Origin of the sequence: Maritalea myrionectae DSM 19524, from assembly GCF_000423365.1 — a bacterium.
In the GTDB taxonomy this organism is placed as follows: domain Bacteria; phylum Pseudomonadota; class Alphaproteobacteria; order Rhizobiales; family Devosiaceae; genus Maritalea; species Maritalea myrionectae.
Genome location: NZ_AUHV01000002.1, coordinates 182771 through 207538, shown reverse-complemented (window position 1 = coordinate 207538; position 24768 = coordinate 182771). Strand labels below are relative to the sequence as shown.

Here is a 24768-nt window from a genome sequence, read left to right as displayed (position 1 = left end):
ATGAACGAACCCATCTCATTTTTCTCCGGTTTTGGACCAAAAGACCTTTGGTATCTGGCGCAGGCCGCGTGGCAAACCCTTTTGATTTCCGTTTTGTCGATCTCGGCAGGTACGGTCATGGGCATCTTTTTCGGCTGGATCTTGTCGGAATCTAAAGTCGTCGGCTCAATCACGATTGGCTTTGTGCTGGATGCATTTCGCTCCGTGCCGCTGATCATCCAATTGGTGCTGTTCTACAATCTGTTCAACGTCATCGGTTTGGCGGTGAGCCCCTTTACAGCTGGCGTGATCATTCTGGGTGTATACACCTCAGCCTTGGTGGCCAATGTGGCCCGCGGCGGCATCGAATCTGTCGGCAAACCAATGCGTCGGGCAGGGCGGTCTTTGGGCTTGAGCTATTTTCAAACCATGCGCCATGTGGTGTGGCCAATTGGCTTGCGCGCTGTGTTCCCCTCATGGGTCGGTGTTGCGCTTGGCGTGTTGAAAGATAGTGCTCTTGTGTCCGTTTTGGGCCATCCAGAACTCTTGAAAGTCGCGCGTGATTTGATCACGCGAACCCAACAACCCTTGCTTGTGCTCGCGGTGGCCGGTGCGTTCTATTTCGCATTGTCCTTCCCAATTTCCCGCTATGCAGCACATCTTGAAAGGAAGTGGCAGTCATGATCGAAATTAAAGAACTGCACAAATATTTCGGTGATTTGCACGTGCTTAAAGGCATTGATCTGAATGTGGAAAAAGGCGAAGTGCTGTCCATCATCGGTGCGTCGGGCTCAGGAAAATCCACCTTGCTTTATTGCATCAATGGGCTGGAGGCGATTCAAAAGGGCGAAGTGAAGGTCGACGGCGTGTCTGTGCACGCCAAAGAAACCAACCTCAACAAGCTGCGCACAAAAATGGGCATGGTGTTTCAACAATGGAACTCTTTTCCCCATTTGACCGCATTGGAAAATGTTGCCCTAGCCCCCCGCATTGTGAAGGGAAGATCCAAGGCGGAGAGCCGAGAGATTGCCCGTGCCCAGCTTGAGCATGTGGGCTTGAACGACAAAATTGATGTCTACCCCTCAGCTTTGTCCGGCGGCCAGCAACAGCGTTTGGCCATTGCCCGCGCATTGGCCATGGAACCGGAATATATGCTGTTTGACGAAGCCACATCCGCGCTGGACCCAGAATTGGTGGGCGAAGTGTTGGACACAATGCGGCTTCTGGCAGAAGAGGGCATGACCATGATTTGCGTCACCCACGAAATGGGCTTTGCCCGCGATGTGAGTGATCGTGTGGCCTACTTCCATGAAGGCGTGATGGAAGAAATCGGCCCGCCGGACCAAATATTTAACAACCAGAAAAGCGAGCGCACCGCCAAGTTTTTGGCCAACGTGCGATAGATTTTCTATAACCACTGATAACCGAATCCGTACAGGCCAAAAAAAGCGGCCTGTGCCACGAGAAAGCTATGGCGAAGGAACAAGAGCAATGACTGCGAATATTTTCACCGGCTGTATCCCAGCTTTGATGACCCCTTGTAAGGCGGATCGCACGCCTGATTTTGATGCATTGGTGCGCAAAGGCAAAGAGCTGATCGAAGCTGGCATGTCTGGCGTGGTCTATTGCGGCTCAATGGGTGATTGGCCGTTGCTTACTGATGAAGATCGTCAAACTGGCGTTGCCCGTTTGGTGGAAGCTGGCGTGCCAACTATTGTGGGCACCGGCGCGGTCAATTCAAAGATCGCTGCTGAACATGCCGCCCACGCTCAAAAAGTCGGCGCACATGGCTTGATGGTGATCCCGCGCGTTCTGTCACGCGGCACTTCCATCACCGCACAACGGGCCCACTTTGCAGGCATCTTGAATGCCGCGCCTGATCTGCCCGCCGTGATTTACAACAGCCCTTATTATGGCTTTGCCACCCGTGCAGACCTTTTCTTTGATCTGCGCGAGGATCATAAAAATCTGGTCGGCTTTAAAGAGTTCGGCGGCAAAGACGATCTGCGCTACGCTGCTGAATATATCACCAGCCAATCCGACGATGTGACACTGATGATCGGTGTGGACACAACTGTTGTACATGGCTTCGTCAATTGCGGCGCAGGCGGTGCCATCACCGGCATCGGCAATGCCTTGCCAAAAGAAGTCCTGCACCTCGTAGCCCTGTCGCAAAAAGCAGCAACTGGCAACGCCACCGCGCGGGTAAAAGCCAATGAGCTGGATGAAGCCTTGGCCGTTCTGTCCTCGTTCGATGAGGGCGCAGACCTGGTGCTTTATTACAAGCATTTGATGGTGCTCAACGGCGACAGCGAATATGAGCTGCACTTCAACGAAACCGACAAATTGTCGGATGCCCAGCGTAATTACGTTGAACAACAATATGCTTTGTTCCGCGCTTGGTATAAAGATTGGAGCCAGCAACCGGACGTGTTGGCTCTCAGTGAATAATACGAAAATACGCCAAACCACGATCCTGTAGATTGGAGTAACTAATGGAATATAAAAGCTTTATTGGCGGTGCCTGGCATGAGACATCTGACAGCACCCCCAATGTGAACCCATCGGACACCTCAGACATTTTGGGGCATGCCGCCGTGGGTGGCGCTGATGATATGGCCCGCGCAATCGACGCGGCCTCTGGCGCCGCCGCACAATGGGCGAAATCCACACCACAGCAACGTTTTGACGTGCTAGACTTTATCGGCAGTGAGATTTTGGCGCGCAAAGCGGAACTGGGTGAATTGCTGTCACGTGAAGAGGGCAAAACCTTGCCTGAAGGTATTGGCGAAGCCGCACGCGCTGGCCAAATCTTCAAATTCTTTGCGGGCGAAACCTTGCGCCAAACTGGCGATATTCTCGCCTCTGTGCGCCCCGGCATTGGTGTGGACGTTACCCGTTCGCCCGTTGGCGTTGTCGGCCTGATTACACCGTGGAACTTCCCCATCGCAATTCCCGCATGGAAAATTGCGCCTGCTTTGGCCTTCGGCAATGCTGTTGTGCTGAAACCTGCGGAATTGGTGCCCGGTTGCGCCCATGCTTTGGCTGACATTATCTCCCGTTCTGGCTTGCCAGAAGGCGTGTTCAACCTTGTGTTTGGCCGCGGCTCTGTTGTCGGACCAGAATTGATCGGTTCGAACAAAGTCAACGCCATCAGCTTCACCGGCTCCGTCGGCACAGGCCGTGCCATCGCCGCCGATTGCGGCAAATTGCTGAAAAAAGTGCAGCTTGAAATGGGCGGCAAAAACCCAATGGTTGTGCTGGACGATGCAGACCTCGACATCGCCGTTGATGTGTCCGTAAACGGTGCCTATTTCTCCACTGGTCAACGCTGCACCGCCTCATCACGTTTGATCGTGACCGAAGGCATCCACGACAAATTTGTTGCGGCTGTTGAAGAGCGGTTGAACAATCTCAATGTGGGCCATGCCTTGCGCAAAGAAACCCATATTGGCCCGGTTGTGGACGAAAAGCAGCTTCAGCAAGACCTGGATTATGTGGACATCGCAGCCAAAGATGGCGGCAAAGTCATCGGCGGTCAGCGCCTGAACCGCGACACAGAAGGCTTCTTCATGGCGCCTGCCTTGGTGACTGAAACCACCAACGACATGCGCATCAACCGCGAAGAAGTGTTTGGCCCCGTGGCCAGCGTCGTGCGCGTGAAGGATTATGATGAGGCGCTTGCCGTGGCCAATGACACCGAGTTCGGTCTGTCATCCGGCATCTGCACCACATCGCTTAAGCACGCGTCTCACTTTAAAGCCAATGCCGAAGCCGGCATGGTGATGGTGAACTTGCCAACCGCTGGCGTGGACTATCACGTGCCATTTGGCGGCACTAAAGGGTCCAGCTTTGGCTCACGCGAGCAGGGCACTTACGCAGCGGAATTCTACACCACCGTTAAAACAGCTTACACCCTCCCATAAGGTGTGCGTCCGGCGGCGGTGCACGCCGCCGGGCATTTCTTCAATTTTAAGAGGCGCTTATGGCCACGCAACCCAAACATGATGTGATTATTATCGGCGCCGGCATCATTGGCTTGGCCATCGCCCACTATGTGCAGCAGACCGGGCGTAAAGTCACTTTGGTGGACCGCAAGGGCGTGGCGCAAGAAGCCAGCCTGGGCAATGCCGGGGCGTTTGCCTTGGCCGATATTCTCCCACTGGCCTCGCCGGGCATCATGCGCAAAGCGCCAAAATGGCTGCTTGATCCGCTGGGCCCGCTCTCGGTGCGCCCGCAATATGCGCTCAATATTGTGCCCTACCTGCTCAAATTCTTCCGCGCCTCATGGCCGGATCAATATCGCAAATCCATTGTCGCTCAATCAGCCTTGCTCGACCTTTCTGCCAGCGAAGTCGATCGCATGGCGCAGATTCCGCAGATCGGCAATCAGATCCGCACCGATGGCGCGCTGCATCTTTATGAAAGCGAGCGCGAGTTCGCCGCCAGCCAATCCAGTTGGAAAGCGCGGCAGGAGTTCGGCATTGAGTTTGAACATCTGGACGCCACCCGCTTGGCCGACTTGCAGCCGGGCCTCTCCAGTCACATCAAACGCGCCACCTTCATTCCCAAATGGCAAACGGTCAATGACCCGTTTGAATTTGCCCAAACCCTGTGGAGCATGGTGCAGCAGGAGGATGGCGGCGAGCTGGTGGAGCGCGAGGTTCAAGCCATTTCCAAAGCGGGTGAGGTGATGCTCGCCAATGGCGATATGCTCTCGGGCAATCACGTGGTGGTTGCCGCTGGCGCATGGTCGCATCAGTTGGCCGAGCAGGTGGGCGACAAAATCCCGCTTGAAAGCGAGCGCGGCTATAACACCACTTTGCCCGTCGAAGCGTTCGACCTGAAGCGTCAATTGATCTTTGGCGAGCATGGCTTTGTTATGACTCCGCTTTCCACCGGTATCCGTGTCGGCGGCGCAGTTGAATTTGCCGGGCTGGACGCCGCACCAAATTACAAACGCGCTGAGATTATGCTGCAAAAAGCCAAGCGCTTTATGCCAGACTTGAAAACAGAGCAGGGCACCCAATGGATGGGCTTTAGACCCTCCTTGCCAGACACATTGCCCGCCATTGGCAAAAGCGCCCACACGCCCAATGTCAGCTATGCTTTCGGTCACGGTCATTTGGGGCTCACCCAATGCTTTGCCACGGGCAAACTGATGGCCGAACTGATCGAGGGGCAAACCCCGTCACTTGATTTAACTCCCTTTAATCCGTCTCGTTTTTAGGAAACTCCCATGGCGAAACACAGCTTTTTCTGCATTGATGGACATACTTGCGGTAACCCCGTGCGCCTTGTGGCGGGCGGTGGGCCAGACCTGAAAGGCGCGAACATGATCGAAAAGCGCGCCCACTTCCTGGCCGAATATGATTGGGTGCGGCTCAGCCTGATGTTTGAACCACGCGGCCACGATGTGATGTCCGGCGCGATCCTTTATCCGCCCACCCGCGACGATTGCGATATCGCCATTCTATTTATCGAGACTTCCGGCTGCTTGCCCATGTGTGGCCACGGCACCATCGGCACTGTCACCATGGCGCTGGAAGAAGGGTTGGTCACGCCAAAAGAACCGGGCGTGCTTTATCTCGACGCCCCCGCCGGGCGCATCAAGGCCGAATACACTATGAATGACGGTTATGTGGAAGAAGTCCGCATCACCAATGTGCCGAGCTTCCTTTATGCCAAAGGCCTCACCGCCACTGTACCTGATTTGGGCGAAATCACCGTCGACGTATCCTATGGCGGCAATTTCTACGCCATCGTTGAAGCGCAGGAAAACTTCAAGGATATTGAAGGCCTGTCATCGCTCGATTTGATCCGCTGGTCGCCGCAATTGCGCGCCGCCCTTAATGAGAAATATGAGTTTGTGCATCCCGAACATCCTGAGATCAACGGCTTGAGCCACATCCTTTGGACAGGCGCCGCCCGCGACCCCGAAGCTACGGCCCGCAATGCGGTGTTTTATGGCGATAAAGCCATCGACCGCTCACCTTGTGGCACCGGCACATCGGCCCGCATGGCCCATTGGGTCGCGCTTGGTGATTTGGCCGTGGGCGAAGATTTTGTGCATGAGAGCATCATCGGCTCGCTGTTCCGCGGCCGAGTTGAAGCCGCCACCAAAGTGGGTGACCGCGATGCCATCATTCCATCTATTGGCGGCTGGGCCCGCAAAACCGGCTACAACACGATCTTTGTCGATGATCGTGACCCATTCAAACATGGCTTCATTTTGCCATAGGCAAAGGGGCGAGGGAGGAATTTATGAAAATCACTGCACTGCGCGTTTATCAAATTGATTTGCCGTTGAGAGAAGGCCGCTACAACTGGTCAAACGGCAATTTTGTCGAAGTGTTTGATTCAACCGTTCTGGCGGTGGAAACAGATGCAGGCATCACAGGCTATGCCGAATGCTGTCCGCTCGGCTCCGCCTATTTGCCCAGCTATGCCAAAGGCGTGCGCGAAGGGCTGAAAGAGCTGGCACCCCATGTGATCGGCCTTGATCCACGCGATTTGAACATCATCAACAACGCCATGGATGCGGGCCTGCGCGGTCACCTATACGCCAAAGCCCCCATCGATATTGCCTGTTGGGACATTTTGGGCAAAGCCACCGACCTGCCAGTTTACACCCTGTTGGGCGGCAAACAGCAGGAAAAGGTCGCGCTTTACCGCGCCATCTCGCAGGAAGACCCGGAAGTGATGGCCAAGAAAATCGATGGCTATCGCAATGAAGGCTACACCAAATTCCAGCTAAAAGTCGGCGGCGACGCCAATGACGATATTGCCCGCATCCACGCCACCCGCGAGGTGCTGGACCGCGGCGAAGTGCTGGTGGCCGATGCCAACACAGGCTGGAACCGTCACGAAGCCGCACGTGTCGCCGCCGCCGTGGCTCATTTGGATGTTTATATCGAGCAGCCCTGCATGACTTATGAAGAGTGCTTGTCCATCCGCCGCCGCACCGCGCGTCCCTTCATTATGGACGAGAACATCTTTGATGAAGCCATGCTGCGCAGAGGCTTAGCCGACGACGCAATGGACGCGATCAATCTGAAAATCTCCAAAGTCGGCGGCCTCACCAAGGCGCGCCTGATGCGTGATATTTGCGTCAATGCAGGTCTGGCCATGACCATTGAGGACACATGGGGCGGCGACATCGTCACCGCCACCATCGCCCATCTGGCCGCATCCACCCCGGAAGCGTTCTCGTTCTCTGCTACCGACTTCAATTCCTATGGCACCGTCGATTTCGCCGCAGGCGCCCCTAAACGCGTGGATGGCTTCATGTCGCCAGCGGACGCGCCAGGCTTGGGCGTAGAGCCAGATTTTGACGTGTTGGGTGAACCCGAATTTGAATTGAGAGGCTAATATGCGGTCGAGCAAAACCATCCATGTGGTGTCCTGCCACGCCGAAGGCGAAGTGGGCGATGTGATTGTCGGTGGCGTTGCGCCCCCGCCGGGCGAAACCCTTTGGGAGCAGCGCAAATTCATCGAACAGGATGAAACCTTGCGCAATTTCGTGCTGAATGAGCCACGCGGCGGCGTGTTCCGCCATGTGAACCTGTTGGTGCCGCCAAAGCATCCTGAAGCGCAAATGGGCTTCATCATCATGGAGCCGGCCGACACGCCCCCCATGTCCGGCTCTAACTCCATCTGCGTGTCCACCGTGCTGCTCGACAGCGGCATTCTGCCGATGACCGAGCCGGAAACGCATCTGACCTTGGAAGCACCGGGCGGCCTGATCAAAGTGGTGGCGCAATGCAAAAATGGCAAAGCCGAAAGCATCACCGTCACCAATGTGAAGAGTTTTGTCGACCAATTGCAGGTGCCGCTTCAAGTCGAAGGCTTGGGCGAAATCATCGTCGACACCGCCTATGGCGGCGACAGCTTTGTGATGGTCGACGCCGAAGCGTTGGGCCTTGAGATCAAACCGGAAAATGCCAAAAAACTGGCAGACCTCGGCACAAAAATTACCGCTGCCGCCAACGCACAGCTTGGCTTCTCCCACCCGGAAAACCCAGATTGGGATCATATCTCTTTTTGCCAGTTTATGGGCAAAACCACCCGTGAAGGAAACAGTCTTTCCGGTGCCAACGCCGTGGCCATCCGTCCAGGCAAAATCGACCGCTCCCCAACAGGCACAGGCTGCTCCGCCCGCATGGCGCTGATGCTGGCCAAAGGTGAGATGGAGGCAACCGACAAATATATTGCCACCTCGATCACAGGCTCAAAGTTCAATTGCGATATTGCCGAACAGGTCAAATGTGGCGACCGCAACGCCATCCTGCCGCGCATCAATGGTCGCGCCTGGATCACTGGCACCCATCAACACATGCTGGACCCGTCAGACCCATGGCCAGAAGGCTACCGCCTCAGCGACACATGGCCGATGGATCAGGACTAAAGCTCATCCCAAGGGGTAAGGTTATGGCGCTTGCGATCCCAGCGATAGTAAGCCGCCATAATCGCTGAATAGATCAATCCGCCCAGTAATCCGGTCCCAACCATAAAGGTGGCCGTCATGCCCGGCCAACTGAATGGATTGAATGTCCAAAGCACAATCCACATAATCTGGAAAAACACCCCATGGGCCAGAAACACTTGGCCGAATGATGCATAGTGCGGCGGGGGCACTTTCAGGCCCAGTTTGCGATAGATTTTGTTGAGCGGTTGATCGTGATTGGCGCCCCAAATCTTGGAGGCACGAAGTTCTTCAATCGCTTTTTCGTATTTTTGGGCGAACGCCATAAGCATTTCCGCGATAAAAGTGAATCAACTCACCACCCGAAAGTGGCGACATTCAGTGACTTACGCATCAACCCGTTTTGGCGCGTCGCGCACCACGCTATCCAGCTCCAACAAAACGCGAATATTGCGGCGATTGTCGGTCAGGTCCGCAATCGTATATTCATCCAATACGTCGAAGAACGCATTCAATGCGCGGTAAAGGGCGTGGTTAAACCCGCAGGTGCCGATCAAGGGGCAGGTGTTTGAATCAAGGTCGAAACATTCGGCCATGTCGAAATTATCTTCCGTGGCCCGGATCACTTTGCCCAAGCCAATTTCTTCCGCAGGTCGCTTCAGCTTGATCCCGCCATGGCGCCCGCGCACGGTTTCAACAAAACCGCCGGCGTTCAAAATCTGCAAAATTTTAAACAAGAACGTTTCGGAGATGTCGTAGAACTCCGCAATATCGGAGATCTTGCTCAGCTTTTCATTGCTGGCGCAATACATCAATATGCGCACAGCATAATTGGACTGTTTTGTTAAACGCATCGTTTTGTCCTAACTTGAGAATTCGCCTCATCATAAAACGTGCAGGTGAAAATGTCACATGGATTCTGAGGCTCAACCCCATTGCATTCGCCACATTCCATATGTTCTACAACCTTGCTAACTCATCATGCGAAAGCCTTGAACAATGACCGAATTTTTGCTCGCCCTTTTTGTCTTCCTCTTCGCGCATATTCTGCCTCAAATTGGTGACCTGCGGGGCAAGATCATTTCGCTAACCAACCGTAAGACATACATAATCGGCTATTCGATTCTTTCAACAGTTTTGCTGGTTTGGTTGATTTCCGCCGCGTTGCGTGCGCCCAAAACGGTTTATTATGCCGCCGATCCAACAACGGTGCGCATTGCCATGGGGCTGATGCTTGTTGCTGTAATCCTGTTTGTCATGGGGGCGATGCGGCCCAATTCCTTGTCGGTGTCATTTCGTCGCAACATCGATGTGGAAAACAAAAAGCCCGGCATTTTGACACTTGTTCGCCATCCGATCATCGTCGCGTTTGGCCTGTGGGCGTTTGCCCATATCATTGTGAATGGCGAACTGGCCAACATTTTGTTGTTTGGCATTATGCTGGCATTCTCCGTGCTGGGCATGATGCGTCTGAACAAAACAAAGGCGACAAAGCTTTCCGCCGCGGCATATCAGCAGGCGTTGCAAAAAGAGGCAGGCTCATTTGGCCAACGGCTGCGCCGCGCCCTGGATGGCCAGTTCTGGATTGAACTGGTGATCGGCGCCGTGCTCTATATGGCCATTTTGCATGCCCATGGGGCGGTGATCGGCGTTGACCCGCTAGCCTATTTCTAGGCGCTGCGGGTCAGATATTTCCTGAGGGCAGGCGCCAGTGAGACGTTCAGTCCCGTCAAGCGCCACGTTGTGAACCAAATGGCCCCTGCGCCAATAATAAAGGAAATGGCGGCTGCGCTCGCAGCGCCCACCAATCCGAACGGCGGAACCAAAAGATAGTTGGCAACCAGAAGAACGATGAGGCCCAGCAGTATGGCGGGCAGGCTGGCATAGGGCTTTTTGCGTGAGGACAGAATAACAGGACCGGGGCCAAAAGCGGCACGCGCTACGAGCGCGCTGCATAAAATCGTGAGCGGCACGACACCTTGGTCAAACTCGGGTCCGAAGAAATAAAACACAACCGGGCTGAAGATCATCACACCGATGGTCAGTACAATGGCCAGGCCCGTGCCCACCATATTGGCGTCGCCGATTTTGGCCTCAAGGGCTTCAAAGTCTTGTCTTTCTTCTGCATCCAGCAAGTCTGGTGACACCACCGCGCCAATCGCGATAATGCCGAACGAGGCCAGCACAAACATGCGGGCGCACACCCCGAAAATCGCAATTTGCTCCTTGTCCAGCAAGGTGGACAATAGCAATAGGTCAATATCAAAAAAGAAGTCAGAACTGAGCGCGACAATAATCCAGGGGAGGGCGTAGACCCACCATCGCTTGGCTTCAAACGTGGGGACAGGCGCATCGCGCGGCAAGGCTCGGATGGCGCGAACAGTGATAAAGAAGTGGACGGTGGCCAAGCCCAGATAGAATAGGGCAACCCACCAGATCAACGCGCCCACACGGTCGTTTTCAACGCCGATAAACAGCACGATCACAATGCCCAGTACAATGAAGAGCGGGCGAAAAATCGTATCTGCAAAAAGACCAAAGAAGGGTTTTTTAAGCCCGACCAAAATTGCACCGTTCAAATTGACGATGGCTGTGCCGAACGCCATCATCGCGATCGTCGGCCAAATGCTTTGCAGCAGGGTGCCCGCTGGGCCAATGAAGTGAATGAGCTGGCCAACAACATAGAGTAATAACAGGCCGGGGAAAATTGCCATGCCATAGGCCAAAATGGCAAAGCGCGACAAGGTGGCGCCATCTTTTTTGGCTTTATATTCTGCAGCAAAATAGGCCCCAACCGTTTGAAAACCCATCGGCAATGCGATTGCCATCAGGTTTGCCGCGGCAATCGCCAGCAAATATTCGCCAAGCTGTGCGGCACCCCACAGGCGGGCGATCATCGCCTGCGCCAAAAAGATGACGCCAGCGCCGCCAATGCGCACAGCAAAAATCAAAGCGGATTTAGACGCCAATTGGCGGCGTTCACCCATAAGTCGTTCTCCAGTTTCCGACTTGGAATAGCGCATAAGCGGTTTAAATCCCGCTAATGCCAGCAATCACTTTCGGTTAAACACTGTATTGATGATCTTTTTGCGCTGTTCCGCGGGCATCGCCTGCATAATAGCTTTCAGCTTTGGGCGCATATGTTTCAGCCAGATATTGGCATAGATAAAACCTGTCGTCGAAAGCGGTTTGATCAAGTCGCTCGCTTCAACTTCACCCGTCGCATAGATCATTTTGTAGGGGACAGAGGGGATCATAAAGTCAACATATTTGATGCCAAGGTCATAGCAACTCTTGACGATCTCACCCAGGTGCAAGCGACCGGGGCCAGCATAGGCATGCTCTTCATTCCAGGTGGACATATAAGCGTAATAGCGGTCTTTATAGACAAAGCCCCACTGATCAGCCACAGCTTCACCATTTAACGTCAGGCAAAATGCAAGTGGCTTCACGCTGTCATCGGTGCAGTCTTTAAACCGATTGAGAAATGCGCGGAATGAGTCATCTTGAAAGGCGCGTGATGTAAGGCCCATGCGTTGCTGCCATTCAACGCGTCCTTCAAACGAACGGTCGATCACCGCGCCAAGCATGCTGCCCTCAAAGGCATGAAAATGCGCAAGCTCACCTTCGCGTTCGAAGCGATTATACGCATTGCGCAAGCGTTTGCGCGTCGCTTTTTTCAAAGCCGCGTAATAGGTCTCATAGCTGTCCCATTGGGTCAAATCCACATAGGGCGCTGCTTTCTCTTCCTCTGCATGATCGAAAAAGGTGCGACTGCCCGCATAAAGCGGCCCGTCATACCGTACTTGCCCGAAATGCACATAGTCAGCATCAGATTGTTTGATCACGTCGTGCATCGCCGCAAACAGTTTTGTTGCGTCAAAAGCGGGGTCGGCCAACATTTCGGTATATTGCTGATAAGGCTCGCCCAACCCGGTGAGCACTTTTCGGCCCTTTTTGTGCCAAATCGACAAAGGCAGCAAGGCCACCAATTGGCCCTGCTCAAATGTTGAAATCACATAATAATCCTCGTCGCCATTCGCGCGATCAAGCTCAAGGATGTGCGCGCACCATTCAAAACTTTGAAATAGCGCAACCCCTTCCGATTTATCTTCCAGTGCCTGCCATTGGTCTTTTATCGCTCGGATTTCGTTTGCCGAACGAAGCACCTTTGTCTCAAAGGTCATAAAAGCTTTGCCCCGAAGCTATTTAGTAAACTGATAGGCCGGAATGTCTTTCACGCCGTCTGGCGCATCCGGGTCCACCGCAAAGTCTACATTATAAGGTTTAACATCTTTGCGCTGGATACCGGAAAATTTAACTGCACCGGCCAAAACCAGTTTGGTGTAAAACGTTAGCCCACGTGTGCCGCGATCAAGGTTCTTAAGCCCCATTTTGCGCAACATGCCATTGGCAAAGTTCACCGCATATTTATTGCGCAGCGCATCCGTCCAATGTTCTGTGGTTACAGACACGTTCATGCAGTCATAATTCTCAACCCGGTGCGGGCAATTCAGCGGCCAATGCAGCATTTCGCCCGGTTCCAAATCATAAACGGTTGCATAATCGTCAAACCACTCTTGAAACTGGATGTCGGTTTCATGGGCTTCGTTGATCACGACCTTTTCAATGCCATTGGCGCTCAAAAAGGGCGGCTCAGCGGGATAAACAAAAACCTTCTTGCGTCCGCGCACCTGCCACAATGATTGGCCGGGCACGTCCACATGATATTTCACGCGCACATTGGGCGATGAGATCAGAATGGTCATGTTCTGCTTGTAGGTTTTCAGCCCGGGTACATGCTTTTCAAAATCATCATAGATGCCGCGCAACATGTCGTCGAAGGCCGGATTTTGCCGGCCCGGCGCACGCAAATTGATCCAAATATTGCCAGCCTTTACGGCCTCTAATATCTGCTTGCCAGAGGCATTGCCAAACTCGCCCTCGCGCCGCACGCCGGTTTTCGGATCCATATAATTGACGTGATAATCGTTTCGGTCGACATTTTCCAAAATGCTTTCCAGCGCTTCATCTGTGAAAAGCCCGGTGTCACCCAATTTATGTTGTAACCGCAGCGGATGTTGTCCAAACAATGACGCATAGTGCCCCTGCCAGTCGGTCAAAATCCCATCAATCCGTCGATCGAGCATATCCCTCGTCCTTTTAATTCCATCTCTGCGAAAAACTTAGGCGCACTGTGTGTCGATTGGGTTTAACCTGTTAAATAGAAGGGGAATAATTCACGCTAAGGTTAATTTTTGCTTGGCGTATTGACTGAGGACAGAGTTTTGCCGCTTCTCAATTGTCAAATTGCACGAACTGGGCCAAACTCCCCACATTCTTTGTCAGAGTATTTACCATGAACAAATCGTCGTCGTCATTGTCCCACAGCGAAACCATAACACCAGCCGATTGTGCCAAGGCAGTTCGGTTTGCCCAATTGCACAAAGACGGGCCCTTTATTCTCGCAAATGTGTGGGATGCAGGTACCGCCCAGCTTATGGCCGCCCTCGGCGCCAAAGCGCTGGCCACGTCATCGGCTGCTCATGCCTTCACTTTGGGCCGCCCTGATGGTGGCAAACTATGCCGTGAAGAGGCAATTGCACACGCTGTCAGCATCAATGGGGCCACAACTCTGCCTGTTAATGCGGATTTGGAAAACGGCTTTGGCGACAGCTTGGATGATGTCAAAGCAACCGTCCGTCAATCCGTTGCGATGGGGGTAGCCGGGTGTGGCATTGAAGATATTCAGTTCCCAACGCAAACAGCATATGATTTTAAGGCTTCAGTGGAACGTATTGAGGCAGCGGTGGACGCCAAGAAAACGGCTTGCGACGAGACAGGTATGACCTTCACGCTCACCGCCCGCGCCGACGGCGTCATGGTGGGGCACTATGGATTAGATGAAGCCATCCGCCGGATAAAAGCCTTTGAACAGGTGGGGGCGGACGTGGTTTATGTGCCCATGCCCAAATCATTTGAAGATCTTGCGACCATTGTCAAATCGGTCGATATACCGGTCAATGCGCTGTGCGCGGGGCCTTTCACCCAATACAAAATTGCCGACTTTGCCGAAATTGGCGTCGCGCGGATCAGCTTGGGCAGCAGCTTAGCGCGCGCCGTCCACAAAACCATCGTTGATGCGGCGCAGCAGATGTTTGACGGTGCCGAGTTTAGCGCACTGTCTAACGGCATTCCCGGCAGCACAATTGATGAATTGTTGGCCAAAGGCGGCATGGGCGATGGATTTGAATAACGGCATCCATTTTTCAGGTGCGATATTAAAATCACACTTTGAGTTATTTTAAACGCGCGCAGCACACGGCCCTAAAAAAGCCCGTTTGCGCCACCCACATAAATATAATTGAAACCAATGCGGACTGCGCTGCGTTTCATATTTATGGTCCATTTGCGGTTAGGTGCAATATGAGAGCGATATTGAAAATTTTTACTGCGGCCGCACTTGTGGGCAGCATGGCATTTGGTTCTGCTCAGGCGCAGGACATGGCTGACTATGCCGATGCTCAATCATGTTTGGACCATGTGCAAGAGCTCGAAAACCAGTCTCTATCAGCCGATCTGAACGCGGAAGAATTCAACATGCTCATCGAACTCTTGGTGGAAGCGACAGATCTTTGCCGCGCAAACGCATTGGTGGATGCAAAGCAGCAACTGGAAAACGCAGTGGACATGATTGAAGCCAATTCATAATCCCACCGCATCTTTGGACACCGAATTCAAGTTGCCAAATCAGGGCAGCCAGCCTAAATTCTCCTTATGAAAATAGACAGTTCTGCTAATTACGCGATCTTGCATCGGGCTATGATGGCCCTTGTCGCTCTGGTCCTTATGACCAGCATTGCATTTGCACAAGCCATTGATGTTGAGCAAAAGCTGGAGGAGCTCGACAAGATCGAGCGCAGTGTTGAGTTTATTGGCCGCACGATCGACAACGCGGACAATGACAACACTTTGATTGGCGCTAGATCAAAGCTGCTTGATCTACAATCCGCGATTGATGCGGTTGTCGTGCCTGTCGAAGAGCGGATCACGGTACTGACCGCTCAATTGGAAGCCTTAGGACCAGCGCCGGCCGAAGGGGGATCCGAAAGCCTTCAAGTGCGTAGCGACCGAGAAGAGACCATGGCGCAACGCCAGGAACTGCGTATCGTCACAACGCGCGCTGATGAACTAGATCAAAATATCAACAAAGCCTTTGAGCGGATTGCGGACTTGCGGCGGCAGATTTTCACCAATCGCTTGTCGCAACGCTCGCCCATAACCATCGATCTTTTGGCCAGTATTTCGGGTGACAGCCTCACAGCCATCTCCCGGTTCCAATCCAAATTGCGCACGTGGTGGACCGTAAAAGTCGCACCCGATCCGCGCCCATTTGGTTTGGTGTTTGCTTTCTTTTGCATCTTGCTGCTCGGCGTACTTGTGCTCACCCGCCGCGCCAATAGCATCCTGTCGTCTAGCACATCTCGGCTCAACGCACTCATCCTGCCGTTCGCCACCACCATCATTCCCGTTGGCCTGTTGGGCCTGGCCCTCGCGCTGGGCTATTGGGCAATGGATTTTGCATCATTGTTCAATGCCGAGCTACGTGTTTTTGTGCGCACCTTATTTATTGTGGTGTTTGGCGTTTCGTTCGCTTTTCGCCTGAGCCGCGCGGTCTTTTCGCCCGGTAATTCAGAGTTGCGGCTGGTGCCACTGTCCAGTTTCGCCGCCCAGCGCATTCACGTGCTCGTCAGCTCCTTGGCGCTTGTGCACGCGCTGGATTATTTGACACGTCAACTCGGCCAATTGGTTAATGCGCCATTGGCCTTCACCATTGGCAATAGCTTTTTGGCCTCCGTGCTCATTGCAATATTGTTGCTCTTGTTGGCCCGGGTGCGCGACAAGCGTGAGGATGATGTGTCCCGCAGCCTGCCGCCTTGGGTGCGCATTCCGTTGTTGTTGGCGTCCATCGCCATCATCTTGGCCGCTGTGGCTGGCTATATTGGCCTTGCGCGCTTTATGGCGCAGCAATTGGTGGTCACAGGCACCATTCTTGCGACAGCATTCTTGGGTTACCTGCTTTCCTCTGAGGCGGGGAAGCCTGGTGTGCTGGCCCCCACCCGCGTGGGCCAGTGGCTGAAGGATCGGTTTTCACTGGATGAGACCGATGTCGATCAGTATGCCCTTTTTGCCAGCATTGGCTTTTTCATTTTGGTGTTGCTGGCGGCCATTCCGGCCATTTTGTTGCAATGGGGCTCACGGGTTGAAGATTTGTTCGCCTGGATGCGACAAGCGATCGTCGGCATTCAAATCGGCAGTTTTGAGTTTTCCCTTGCCAGTATTTTTTACGGTATCATCATTTTCGCCATCGGCGTTGCGGTCACACGCCTGTTCCAAAGCTGGTTGGGCAACACGGTGCTGGAGCGGACGCGAGCTGACCATGGCGTAAAGGATTCCATCCGTACCGGCGTCGGTTATGTCGGTATTGCGCTCTCGATCTTTTTAGGCATCACCGGGGCAGGGGTGGATTTGGGCAGTCTTGCCATCGTTGCCGGTGCGCTGTCATTGGGCATTGGTTTTGGCCTGCAAAACGTGGTTTCCAACTTTGTGTCTGGTTTGATCATGCTTGTGGAGCGCCCCATCAAGGTGGGCGACTTTGTGCAAGCCAGTGGCTTCTCCGGTACGGTGTCAAAAATCAGCGTGCGCGCGACAGAGATCAACACAATTCACAACCAGACCATCATCATTCCCAACTCCGACTTCATCAACGCGCCTGTTGGCAACTGGACGCACAAAATCCGCTCGGGGCGGGTGGATATCCCCATCGGCGTTGCTTACGGCAGCAATCTTGAATTGGTGCGTGATTTGATGCTGGAGTTGGCGCACGATCATGAAAATGTCTTGAAAAGGCCTGAACCCTTTGTGTTCTTCGAAGGGTTTGGCGATAGCTCAATCAATTTCCAACTGCGCATCCACGTGAACGATTATACAATCTACCCACGTGTGCAAACCGATTTGCTTTTCGCCATCGACAATGTGTTCCGCGAAAACAATGTGGAAATCCCGTTCCCACAACGCGATCTCAATATCCGCACCGCTGATCCCAAAATTATGGATCAGCTCACCGGTAAAGCACAGGCAAAGCCAAAGCCTAGATCGCGTGCAAAGCCAAAATCGGATGGCGAGACGGGCAGCTAAATAATCTCGTCTTCGTCAAATAGGGTCGAGCCTTCAACGTCTGCGGTATAAAGGTCTAGCGCCGTTTCCGCATTGCGATGGCGTGCGGGCTGCGCAATGTGAAACGTCGCATCGCCTTCATTGACAATGGGAAGCTCGCTTCGGCCAATAATCACACCATCGGTGTTGGCCGTAATGGGGGTTTCCACTTCGCCAAACGGGTCGGAGACAACGCCCAACACATCGCCTTTTACAACAGTGTCGCCAGACTTTTTGAATGTCCGCAAAAGCCCGCCAGCGGGCGAACGCATCCAATAGCTGTCGCTGCACACAAGGGGATTGGCTTTGGAGGGGGCAATAGGCTTGCCCGCAATCATGCCAAGGCCATGAAGGGTGCGTAGCACCCCGGTGGTGCCAACGCGCACGGCAAACTCATCAAATCGCAGACCGCCGCCCGCTTCGTAGAGCAGAACGTCACAGTCCACTGCGGAAGCGGCTTCGCGCAGCGAACCTTCACGCACCTTTGATGTCAAAAGAATAGGCGCGCCGAACATGTCGGCAAGTTCACGCAGTTTCGGGCGACCTGGCGTGACCCTGATTTGTGGATAATTATCGCGATGGCTCGCGGCAGAGTGCAGATCAATGCCAAAATCTGATCGTTTGACGATTTCAGAGATAAACAGATGCGCTAGCCGTCCCGCCAATGAGCCCGTTTCAGAACCGGGGAAGCTGCGATTAAGGTCGCGGCGGTCAGGCAGATAGCGCGAATGGTTCAAAAACCCGAAGGCATTTACAATCGGGATGCAAATGAGGGTGCCGCGCAGCCCGCGCAGTTTTGGCGATTGCAGCACGCGGCGTACAATCTCCACGCCGATCACTTCATCGCCGTGGATCGCAGCGCTGACAAAAACGATCGGGCCGGGGCGTTTGCCATTGATAACATGGGTCGACATGGTGACGGGCGTATGGTCTGAAAGCACGCTGACAGGTAAGTCAACAGTCCGTCGCTCGCCGGGCAAAATGCGCTCGCCGCCAATCTCAAACGCCTCTGCTTTCATCTGGCTAGCCTTTGCCCTTCGTCTTTGTGGCCCATGGTTTATGGTGCTTTTCCATAAACTCAATGATCTTGCCAGCAATGTCGAGCCCAGTTGCTGTTTCCACGCCCTCAAGGCCGGGTGAAGAGTTCACTTCCATCACCACCGCACCATGGTTGGAGCGCAGCATATCCACACCACAGACATTAAGGCCCATTGATTTGGCTGCCCGGATGGCTGTTGATTTTTCTTCCGGCGTAATCTTCACCCGTTTGGCCGAGCCACCCCGGTGCAGATTTGAGCGGAAATCGCCTTCTGCGCCCGTCCGTTCCATAGCCGCGACAACCTTGCCGCCGATCACGATGGCCCGAATGTCGGTGCCGCCAGCTTCTTTGATGAACTCTTGCACCAAAATATTCACGCCAGCCCCGCGGAAAGCTTCAATCACTGATTTTGCGGATCGGTTACTATCAGCCAAAACAACACCAATGCCTTGGGTGCCTTCCAATAGTTTGATCACCAATGGCGCACCACCTGCCAACCGCAGCACTTCTTCGGTCTGGCGCGGGTCATGGGCAAAAGTTGTCACGGGCAGGCCAATGCCATCGCGTGCCATCAATTGCATGGAGCGCAACTTGTCGCGTGAGCGGCCAATGGCCACAGATTCATTGAGCGGATAAACACCCATCATTTCAAATTGGCGCAACACGGCGAGGCCGTAATAGGTGATGGAAGAGCCAATACGCGGAATAACCGCATCATAGCCCGTCAGCTTTTCACCATTATGGAACACCTCGGGCCGTCGGGAGGCGATGTTCATATAACATCGAAGTGTGTTGATAATATCGAGTTCGTGTCCGCGGGCCACCGCTGCTTCTTTTAAGCGCTGGTGGGAGTAAAGCGAAGAGTTGCGCGCAAGCATTGCAATTCTCATAAGGACCTCAAGTAAGACGTTTCCTGTGAATGTTTCGCGCTTTATGCAGTTGTACGTTTGCACGCATCTTTTTCGCGCGACGCGCGTCATAAAGCAGTTAAGGTGTAGCATTGCACAGATCAGGTGCCGCTAAAAGAGGGATCTGTGCCAAGGCCCTTGAACAACAGCACAAAAATCGCTTGTGCTTGAAAAAACTGGGCTACTTCACCAGTGATTTAATGTCCGCGACAAGTGCGCCACGGTGCTGGATAACTTGTCCGGCCACCTTGTGCGCAAACTGCGCAGCGTCGACCATATTTTTGCCCGACAAACGCGCCGCAATATAGCCGCCGTTAAAACTGTCGCCGGCACCTGTGGTGTCGACAGGTTGTATAGATTGGCCGGGGCCAACCCATTCTTTTTGCTGACCATCGGTCAACAATGCGTCTTCTGGCCCCGCCTTCACCACAATTTCGGTGCATCCGGCACGTAAATACCGTTCCGCCACCTGCTCAGACGATTTTTCGTCAAACAATACATATTCGTCCGGCACGGTCGGTAGGGCCATCGTGCACACCGCTGAGGCCTTTGCTGTCCAATCGGCCATCTCCTGGCGATTTTGCCATAGGGAAGGGCGCAAATTGCTGTCAAAAATCACCTGTTGCCCATTTTCCTTTGCCGTGTTGAGCACGTCAAGAAACTGGGCGCGTGTATCTGGCTGCAAAATGGCCAAGCTGATGCCGGAGAAAAACAGCGCGTGGTCCCCAAGCAATGTGCGCTCTAGAAAACCGATGTCCTGCGCCATTTCCTTGGCCGCCGAAGCCGAGCGCCAATAGCTGAACATCCGCTCGCCATTGTCCAACGAGATCATATAGAGGCCAGGTGATTTCCCCGGCAGATATTTGATCAAATCGGTGCCGATACCGTGGCGTTCGAGGCTCTTGGCCAAAGCCTCGCTTTCAACGTCATCACCAAGGGCGGTGAAATAGTCGACATCAAACGATTGAGGCAAGAAGCTACGGGCATAATAAGCCATATTAAGGCTGTCGCCCGCATATCCCTTTTTGTAGAGCCCATCTTCCAACGCACTCATTTCGATCATGCATTCGCCAATGGAAATCAGCTTTGTCATCAGGGCTCTCCAACAAATTTGCGCTACCTAAAGCGAGGGGGACGGTGCCGCTTTTATCCTTAAGACCCAGCATCGTGCAAGGCCCTGAATATCTAATGCGGTACGCTTCAGTTAGGCAAACCAGCCCGTGGTGGTCAGCTGGCTGGTGTCCAAGCTTGGTGTATCAACCAAGTTTGGGGTCTCGCTGTCATTCGATTCCGCATAGATGTAAATGGCGGCAAACGCCACAACGATTACGGCCAACGAAATTGCCAAAACCCGCGTGCTAAAGCCACGTTGCCCCTGGCGGGCTTCGGTTTTTGTTACTGTCTCAGGTTGTTCATTTTTTTGGTCTTGCATAAATACCTCCTAACAACAACAACGCATGAACCCCGCTTTTGGTTCAAATAGGCGACAAAGCCATATTTTTATGGTACTAGCGCCCACTCAAACTCAACTATTGTGAATAAAGCAGCATGAGCATCCAGCAAGCGCGCAAATTTTCTGTGGCCCCGATGATGGATTGGACAGATCGCCATTGCCGATTTTTCCATCGGCATTTGTCGCGTCATGCCTTGTTGTTTACGGAAATGGTGACAAGCGCCGCGCTTATTCGTGGCGGTGCTGATTGGCTCCTCAACTATAATGACGATGTGGAACATCCCATCGCTGTTCAACTCGGGGGCTCTGATCCAGAGGAGCTGGCGGCGGCCACCAAGCTTTGCGATCAGTTCGGCTATGACGAGATCAACCTCAATGTTGGTTGCCCGTCAGATCGCGTGCAGTCAGGCCGCTTCGGCGCTTGCTTGATGGCCGAGCCAGCGCTGGTGGCCGAGTGCGTCCGCGCCATGCGTGACGCAACGGATACGCCGGTCACGGTCAAATGCCGCATCGGCATTGATGATCAGGATAGCGAAGAAGATCTGCGCACTTTTGTGGATCATATGCTTGAAGCAAAAGTGGATGCGCTTTATGTCCACGCCCGCAAGGCATGGCTGAAGGGCCTCTCACCAAAGCAAAACCGCGAAGTGCCGCCGTTGGATTATGAGCGCGTTTATCGATTGAAAAATCATGTCGGCGATCTGCCCTTGATGATCAATGGGGGCATCGAAGATTTGGCGCAATCCAAAGCCCATTTGCAGCATGTGGATGGCGTAATGTTGGGCCGCGCCGCCTATCACAATCCTGGCCTTTTATGGGGCGTGGATGCCGAGATTTTCGGCGACGACACACCGCCCATCTCCCTTGAATCACTTTGTGAAGTGATGACAAATTATGCTGAAATTCAAATGACTAAGGGCGCGAGATTGAATCAAATTGTGCGCCACATGCTCGGCCTTGGATTTGGCAAGCCCGGCGCACGTCGCTACCGCCAATTGCTCACCGTCGAAGCGGTAAAATCGGAGCGCGGCGTGGAGCTGATTGAAGAGGCGTTTGGCCTGCTGATCGCCGCACGACAAGCGGCCTAATCGGTTAATGTGAGGCGGTCACCTTCAACGCTGAACCCTTGCAGCGTTTGCATATAATTCATGCCCAATAGATTGGCGTTTAACGCCTCTGGTCGCGCTACCATGGCATCAATGTTTTCGCGCACAATGCCGCCAACCTCAATGCGATCGAGTTTGATTAAAGCAGCTTCGGTCTGGCCGTTTGCCGTTTGCACGGGGATGGAATAGATCAATCGTGCCGGATCATATCCGGCAGCGCGGGCGCTGTCGGCCGTCAACACAATGGTGGTTGCGCCAGTGTCGAACAAAAAGCGCTCATTGTTGCCGTTGACCTTGGCATTGATCACAAAGTGATCATCGGCGTTTCGGGTGAACATCACCGTGCCTGTTTCGCTGTCCGTAAAGCCCGTGCCCGGCGATAATTGTGTCCAAATGCGTGCGCCAAAGCGCTCAAAATCGGTACGGAAACTGTAGCCGACAATAATCGCCACAAAGATCGCGCCCCACATCACCATGCCGGTGAACATTTCACCCAGCCGGATGCGTCGCCCAAAGGCACCACCTGCGACCAGCACCAGCACGGCGATCAAAATGATCAATTGCCCGAAATCCTGCTCGGCCAAGCCTATGGCGGCCCCTGCGTTTGAGGAGATCAGAAAAGCAAGTGCAAACGCCACCAGCAGCGCGATGCCGATAAAAAGCAAAAGGACATCCTTTCAAAGTGTGGCCAAAACCTACATCAAGATAAAGGCACTCAATGCGGCAATTTCAAGAAGCAATTGTAACGCACCAATTGTGTCGCCGGTTTGACCGCCCAAAAATCGCTTCAGCAGATTGACCCAGAATGCGCTCAGGCCAGCCCCTAAAATAAGCGCCAGAAACAAGGCAATTGGCCCGGCAAACAGCCACACGAGTAAGCAGAACAAAATCAACGCGGGCACAAGGCCGCTGATAAAATCGCGCTTTGATAAAATGCCCGCCCCCGCCGACGCGCCGTCGCTGCGGGCAGGGGGCAAGATGACCGCCACTATAGGCGCCGTTTGTCGCGCGATCATGGCGCTCGCCAACCACAAAAGAGCCGCCGCAACCGGGCTCATGGCGATTAATGTGCCCAACGTGATCACGCGCAGCATGAAAGGGGCGATCAACCCCAACACGCCATAGGTGCCGTGCCGCGAATCTTTCATGATCTCCAAGCGTCGCGCCACATCATGCCCGCCAAACAAGCCGTCCATCGCATCGCCAAAGGCATCTTCGGCCATCGCCCCGGTGATCACGGCACTCATGGCAATCGCAAGTGTAGCCACAAACAAGGATTGCACGCCAAAGGCGCCGAGCAACAAGATCGTCAATGCCGGGAAAACGCCAATTATCAAACTGCTTATGGGCAAAAATTGAATCATTTTGCCAAAATTCAGCGGCAAATGTGGGCTGTCACCTGTAGGCAGACGGGAATAAAACCGCATGCCCATCACAATCGCATCCGCCGCTGAAAGCCGTTTTGGCGGCGGTGGCGCTGCCCCGTCATCATTGTCATTGATCGGGTTCGCATGAGGGGGCGGCGTGCTGGTCAATTGCTTTTCCTTAAATGTTGGATAAAAGGGGACGTCCATTTAACCATATGCGAGTCGATACCATGACCGAACAAGACCAGAAAAGCCCTTTTGACGATTTCAAAGAATTGCTGATGCTGTTGCCGAATGGCAGCGAGGAAGCTGTTGAGGCAGTGCAAGCGCGCGATGCGCAGCTGACCAAGCCTGCAGGATCGTTGGGCGAATTGGAAAAAATGGTTGAATGGCTCGCCCGTTGGCAGGAAAAGAAAAGCCCCACCTTGGACAATCCTATGGTGGCCATTTTTGCGGGCAATCACGGCGTGGTGAATCAGGGCGTTTCGGCGTTCCCACCGGAAGTGACGCAGCAAATGGTGGCCAACTTCACCAATGGTGGCGCGGCGATTTCTCAAATTTGTGCCAAGCACGAAATCAATTTGCGCGTGTTTGAATTGGCGTTGGAAATGCCGACAGGCGATTTTACCCAAACCGCAGCCATGGATGATCGCACCTGCGCCGCCACCATTGCCTATGGCATGGAGGCCATTGCGGGCAAGCCGGACCTGCTGTGCATCGGTGAAATGGGCATTGGCAACACCACGCCCGCAGCAGCAATCTATGCCGCGCTGTTTGGCGGCACGGGTGAAGATTGGGTCGGCCGCGGCTCCGGCGTCGATGATGCGGGGGTTAAGCGCAAGGCCGACGCCGTGAATCGTGGCCTTGAGTTGCACCAGGATGATTTGGATACACCATTGAAAATTTTGGCCCGTCTCGGCGGGCGCGAAATTGCGGCAATGGCGGGCGCGATCATCGCGGCGCGTCACAATAAACTGCCGGTTATTGTTGATGGGTTCGTGGCGACTTCTGCCGCCGCCGTGTTGCACGCAGCAAACCCCATGTCGCTAGATCACTGCATCTTTGCGCACCAATCAGCCGAAGCAGCGCACAGCGACGTGTTGAGCAAAATGGGCAAGAAGCCATTGTTTGATTTTGGCATGCGTCTAGGCGAAGGTTCGGGGGCCGCGTTGGCAGCTTCAATGGTGCAAACCGCGCTGCATCTGCACAAAAATATGGCCACCTTTGAAGAGGCCGCTGTGGCAGGCAAGCAGTCAACCCATTAGGCTCAGCCCT

At 53.8% G+C, this 24768-nt stretch carries 25 protein-coding genes; 14 read left to right on the top strand and 11 right to left on the bottom strand.

Going from position 1 to position 24768, the window contains the following annotated elements:
- The 8 genes from G549_RS0101045 to G549_RS0101010 all read left to right on the top strand — a co-directional run bounded on the left by G549_RS0101045 (position 1) and on the right by G549_RS0101010 (position 8386).
- Complete coding sequence (locus tag G549_RS0101045; RefSeq protein ID WP_027833470.1) at positions 1-663, top strand: amino acid ABC transporter permease; 663 nt, start codon at positions 1-3, stop codon at positions 661-663.
- On the top strand, positions 660-1382 hold the full coding sequence (locus G549_RS0101040) for an amino acid ABC transporter ATP-binding protein (protein WP_027833469.1): 723 nt from the start codon (positions 660-662) through the stop codon (positions 1380-1382). Before G549_RS0101045 ends, G549_RS0101040 begins: the two co-directional genes overlap by 4 nt.
- A gap of 88 nt (positions 1383-1470) precedes the next feature.
- Positions 1471-2430, top strand: a complete 960-nt coding sequence (locus tag G549_RS0101035) for a dihydrodipicolinate synthase family protein (RefSeq protein WP_027833468.1) — start codon at positions 1471-1473, stop codon at positions 2428-2430.
- Between the two features lie 44 nt (positions 2431-2474).
- Positions 2475-3905 carry an aldehyde dehydrogenase family protein gene (locus tag G549_RS0101030; RefSeq protein WP_027833467.1) on the top strand — a complete coding sequence of 477 codons (1431 nt, stop codon included), beginning with the start codon at positions 2475-2477 and terminating at the stop codon, positions 3903-3905.
- Positions 3906-3964: 59 nt separating this feature from the next.
- A complete protein-coding gene (locus G549_RS0101025) occupies positions 3965-5209 on the top strand; it encodes an NAD(P)/FAD-dependent oxidoreductase (protein WP_027833466.1) in 1245 nt (414 codons plus the stop codon).
- A 9-nt stretch (positions 5210-5218) separates the two neighbouring features.
- Positions 5219-6220, top strand: coding sequence for a 4-hydroxyproline epimerase (locus tag G549_RS0101020; protein ID WP_027833465.1), 1002 nt, complete (start codon positions 5219-5221; stop codon positions 6218-6220).
- Between the two features lie 23 nt (positions 6221-6243).
- Positions 6244-7350 carry a cis-3-hydroxy-L-proline dehydratase gene (locus tag G549_RS0101015; protein ID WP_027833464.1) on the top strand — a complete coding sequence of 369 codons (1107 nt, stop codon included), beginning with the start codon at positions 6244-6246 and terminating at the stop codon, positions 7348-7350.
- A gap of 1 nt (position 7351) precedes the next feature.
- The gene (locus tag G549_RS0101010; RefSeq protein ID WP_027833463.1) at positions 7352-8386 is read left to right on the top strand and encodes a trans-3-hydroxy-L-proline dehydratase; all 1035 of its coding nucleotides are present in this window, start codon (positions 7352-7354) and stop codon (positions 8384-8386) included.
- Here the strand turns inward: G549_RS0101010 and G549_RS0101005 are convergent.
- Positions 8383-8730 (bottom strand): DUF6404 family protein, encoded by a 348-nt coding sequence (locus tag G549_RS0101005; protein ID WP_027833462.1) that lies wholly within the window; start codon positions 8728-8730, stop codon positions 8383-8385. The two genes, G549_RS0101010 and G549_RS0101005, sit on opposite strands and share 4 nt — an antisense overlap.
- Before the next feature lie 60 nt (positions 8731-8790).
- The gene (rirA, locus tag G549_RS0101000) at positions 8791-9258 is read right to left on the bottom strand and encodes an iron-responsive transcriptional regulator RirA (RefSeq protein WP_027833461.1); all 468 of its coding nucleotides are present in this window, start codon (positions 9256-9258) and stop codon (positions 8791-8793) included.
- 145 nt (positions 9259-9403) lie between these two features.
- On the opposite strand from rirA, the gene G549_RS0100995 reads away from it, so the two are divergent.
- A complete protein-coding gene (locus G549_RS0100995; protein ID WP_027833460.1) occupies positions 9404-10078 on the top strand; it encodes an NnrU family protein in 675 nt (224 codons plus the stop codon).
- Here G549_RS0100995 and G549_RS0100990 read toward each other — a convergent pair.
- The 3 genes from G549_RS0100990 to G549_RS18440 all read right to left on the bottom strand — a co-directional run bounded on the left by G549_RS0100990 (position 10075) and on the right by G549_RS18440 (position 13554).
- A complete protein-coding gene (locus G549_RS0100990; protein WP_027833459.1) occupies positions 10075-11391 on the bottom strand; it encodes a lipopolysaccharide biosynthesis protein in 1317 nt (438 codons plus the stop codon). The two genes, G549_RS0100995 and G549_RS0100990, sit on opposite strands and share 4 nt — an antisense overlap.
- A gap of 66 nt (positions 11392-11457) precedes the next feature.
- The gene (locus G549_RS0100985; RefSeq protein WP_027833458.1) at positions 11458-12591 is read right to left on the bottom strand and encodes a GNAT family N-acetyltransferase; all 1134 of its coding nucleotides are present in this window, start codon (positions 12589-12591) and stop codon (positions 11458-11460) included.
- A gap of 18 nt (positions 12592-12609) precedes the next feature.
- Positions 12610-13554 (bottom strand): cupin-like domain-containing protein, encoded by a 945-nt coding sequence (locus tag G549_RS18440; protein ID WP_036220727.1) that lies wholly within the window; start codon positions 13552-13554, stop codon positions 12610-12612.
- Positions 13555-13763: 209 nt separating this feature from the next.
- Here G549_RS18440 and G549_RS0100975 point away from each other — a divergent pair, with 209 nt between their 5' ends.
- From G549_RS0100975 to G549_RS0100965, 3 genes are all read left to right on the top strand, one after another.
- Complete coding sequence (locus G549_RS0100975; protein ID WP_084633817.1) at positions 13764-14660, top strand: isocitrate lyase/PEP mutase family protein; 897 nt, start codon at positions 13764-13766, stop codon at positions 14658-14660.
- Between the two features lie 182 nt (positions 14661-14842).
- Positions 14843-15115, top strand: coding sequence for a hypothetical protein (locus tag G549_RS18435; protein ID WP_036220725.1), 273 nt, complete (start codon positions 14843-14845; stop codon positions 15113-15115).
- 138 nt (positions 15116-15253) lie between these two features.
- Positions 15254-17602, top strand: a complete 2349-nt coding sequence (locus G549_RS0100965; RefSeq protein WP_169449586.1) for a mechanosensitive ion channel family protein — start codon at positions 15254-15256, stop codon at positions 17600-17602.
- Here G549_RS0100965 and G549_RS0100960 read toward each other — a convergent pair.
- The 4 genes from G549_RS0100960 to G549_RS0100945 all read right to left on the bottom strand — a co-directional run bounded on the left by G549_RS0100960 (position 17599) and on the right by G549_RS0100945 (position 20999).
- The gene (locus G549_RS0100960; RefSeq protein WP_027833454.1) at positions 17599-18639 is read right to left on the bottom strand and encodes a succinylglutamate desuccinylase/aspartoacylase family protein; all 1041 of its coding nucleotides are present in this window, start codon (positions 18637-18639) and stop codon (positions 17599-17601) included. The genes G549_RS0100965 and G549_RS0100960 overlap by 4 nt on opposite strands.
- A gap of 4 nt (positions 18640-18643) precedes the next feature.
- Positions 18644-19549: a 30S ribosomal protein S6--L-glutamate ligase gene (gene rimK / locus G549_RS0100955; RefSeq protein ID WP_027833453.1), complete on the bottom strand. Its 906-nt coding sequence runs from the start codon at positions 19547-19549 to the stop codon at positions 18644-18646.
- Between the two features lie 199 nt (positions 19550-19748).
- A complete protein-coding gene (locus G549_RS0100950; protein ID WP_027833452.1) occupies positions 19749-20660 on the bottom strand; it encodes a sugar kinase in 912 nt (303 codons plus the stop codon).
- 111 nt (positions 20661-20771) lie between these two features.
- Entirely contained in the window at positions 20772-20999 is a 228-nt protein-coding gene (locus tag G549_RS0100945; RefSeq protein ID WP_027833451.1) for a hypothetical protein, read from the bottom strand.
- Positions 21000-21115: 116 nt separating this feature from the next.
- Between G549_RS0100945 and dusA the strand changes: the two genes are divergently transcribed.
- On the top strand, positions 21116-22108 hold the full coding sequence (gene dusA / locus G549_RS18430) for a tRNA dihydrouridine(20/20a) synthase DusA (RefSeq protein WP_036220723.1): 993 nt from the start codon (positions 21116-21118) through the stop codon (positions 22106-22108).
- On the opposite strand, the gene G549_RS0100935 is transcribed toward dusA, so the two are convergent.
- Both G549_RS0100935 and G549_RS18425 read right to left on the bottom strand, forming a co-directional pair.
- Positions 22105-22791: a retropepsin-like aspartic protease family protein gene (locus G549_RS0100935; protein ID WP_027833450.1), complete on the bottom strand. Its 687-nt coding sequence runs from the start codon at positions 22789-22791 to the stop codon at positions 22105-22107. The two genes, dusA and G549_RS0100935, sit on opposite strands and share 4 nt — an antisense overlap.
- A 30-nt stretch (positions 22792-22821) precedes the next feature.
- Positions 22822-23661, bottom strand: a complete 840-nt coding sequence (locus tag G549_RS18425) for an adenosylcobinamide-GDP ribazoletransferase (protein WP_169449585.1) — start codon at positions 23659-23661, stop codon at positions 22822-22824.
- A gap of 62 nt (positions 23662-23723) precedes the next feature.
- On the opposite strand from G549_RS18425, the gene cobT reads away from it, so the two are divergent.
- Positions 23724-24758, top strand: coding sequence for a nicotinate-nucleotide--dimethylbenzimidazole phosphoribosyltransferase (cobT, locus tag G549_RS0100925; RefSeq protein ID WP_027833449.1), 1035 nt, complete (start codon positions 23724-23726; stop codon positions 24756-24758).
- Positions 24759-24768: the final 10 nt, after the last annotated feature.

What these genes read in the sequence shown, in the direction of transcription:
- G549_RS0101045 (WP_027833470.1), top strand. Translation starts at nt 1, where the DNA reads ATGAACGAACCCATCTCATTTTTCTCCGGTTTTGGACCAAAAGACCTT.
- G549_RS0101040 (WP_027833469.1), top strand. Translation starts at nt 660, where the DNA reads ATGATCGAAATTAAAGAACTGCACAAATATTTCGGTGATTTGCACGTG.
- G549_RS0101035 (WP_027833468.1), top strand. Translation starts at nt 1,471, where the DNA reads ATGACTGCGAATATTTTCACCGGCTGTATCCCAGCTTTGATGACCCCT.
- G549_RS0101030 (WP_027833467.1), top strand. Translation starts at nt 2,475, where the DNA reads ATGGAATATAAAAGCTTTATTGGCGGTGCCTGGCATGAGACATCTGAC.
- G549_RS0101025 (WP_027833466.1), top strand. Translation starts at nt 3,965, where the DNA reads ATGGCCACGCAACCCAAACATGATGTGATTATTATCGGCGCCGGCATC.
- G549_RS0101020 (WP_027833465.1), top strand. Translation starts at nt 5,219, where the DNA reads ATGGCGAAACACAGCTTTTTCTGCATTGATGGACATACTTGCGGTAAC.
- G549_RS0101015 (WP_027833464.1), top strand. Translation starts at nt 6,244, where the DNA reads ATGAAAATCACTGCACTGCGCGTTTATCAAATTGATTTGCCGTTGAGA.
- G549_RS0101010 (WP_027833463.1), top strand. Translation starts at nt 7,352, where the DNA reads ATGCGGTCGAGCAAAACCATCCATGTGGTGTCCTGCCACGCCGAAGGC.
- G549_RS0101005 (WP_027833462.1), bottom strand. Translation starts at nt 8,730, where the DNA reads ATGGCGTTCGCCCAAAAATACGAAAAAGCGATTGAAGAACTTCGTGCC.
- rirA (WP_027833461.1), bottom strand. Translation starts at nt 9,258, where the DNA reads ATGCGTTTAACAAAACAGTCCAATTATGCTGTGCGCATATTGATGTAT.
- G549_RS0100995 (WP_027833460.1), top strand. Translation starts at nt 9,404, where the DNA reads ATGACCGAATTTTTGCTCGCCCTTTTTGTCTTCCTCTTCGCGCATATT.
- G549_RS0100990 (WP_027833459.1), bottom strand. Translation starts at nt 11,391, where the DNA reads ATGGGTGAACGCCGCCAATTGGCGTCTAAATCCGCTTTGATTTTTGCT.
- G549_RS0100985 (WP_027833458.1), bottom strand. Translation starts at nt 12,591, where the DNA reads ATGACCTTTGAGACAAAGGTGCTTCGTTCGGCAAACGAAATCCGAGCG.
- G549_RS18440 (WP_036220727.1), bottom strand. Translation starts at nt 13,554, where the DNA reads ATGCTCGATCGACGGATTGATGGGATTTTGACCGACTGGCAGGGGCAC.
- G549_RS0100975 (WP_084633817.1), top strand. Translation starts at nt 13,764, where the DNA reads ATGAACAAATCGTCGTCGTCATTGTCCCACAGCGAAACCATAACACCA.
- G549_RS0100965 (WP_169449586.1), top strand. Translation starts at nt 15,254, where the DNA reads ATGACCAGCATTGCATTTGCACAAGCCATTGATGTTGAGCAAAAGCTG.
- G549_RS0100960 (WP_027833454.1), bottom strand. Translation starts at nt 18,639, where the DNA reads ATGAAAGCAGAGGCGTTTGAGATTGGCGGCGAGCGCATTTTGCCCGGC.
- rimK (WP_027833453.1), bottom strand. Translation starts at nt 19,549, where the DNA reads ATGAGAATTGCAATGCTTGCGCGCAACTCTTCGCTTTACTCCCACCAG.
- G549_RS0100950 (WP_027833452.1), bottom strand. Translation starts at nt 20,660, where the DNA reads ATGACAAAGCTGATTTCCATTGGCGAATGCATGATCGAAATGAGTGCG.
- G549_RS0100945 (WP_027833451.1), bottom strand. Translation starts at nt 20,999, where the DNA reads ATGCAAGACCAAAAAAATGAACAACCTGAGACAGTAACAAAAACCGAA.
- dusA (WP_036220723.1), top strand. Translation starts at nt 21,116, where the DNA reads ATGAGCATCCAGCAAGCGCGCAAATTTTCTGTGGCCCCGATGATGGAT.
- cobT (WP_027833449.1), top strand. Translation starts at nt 23,724, where the DNA reads ATGACCGAACAAGACCAGAAAAGCCCTTTTGACGATTTCAAAGAATTG.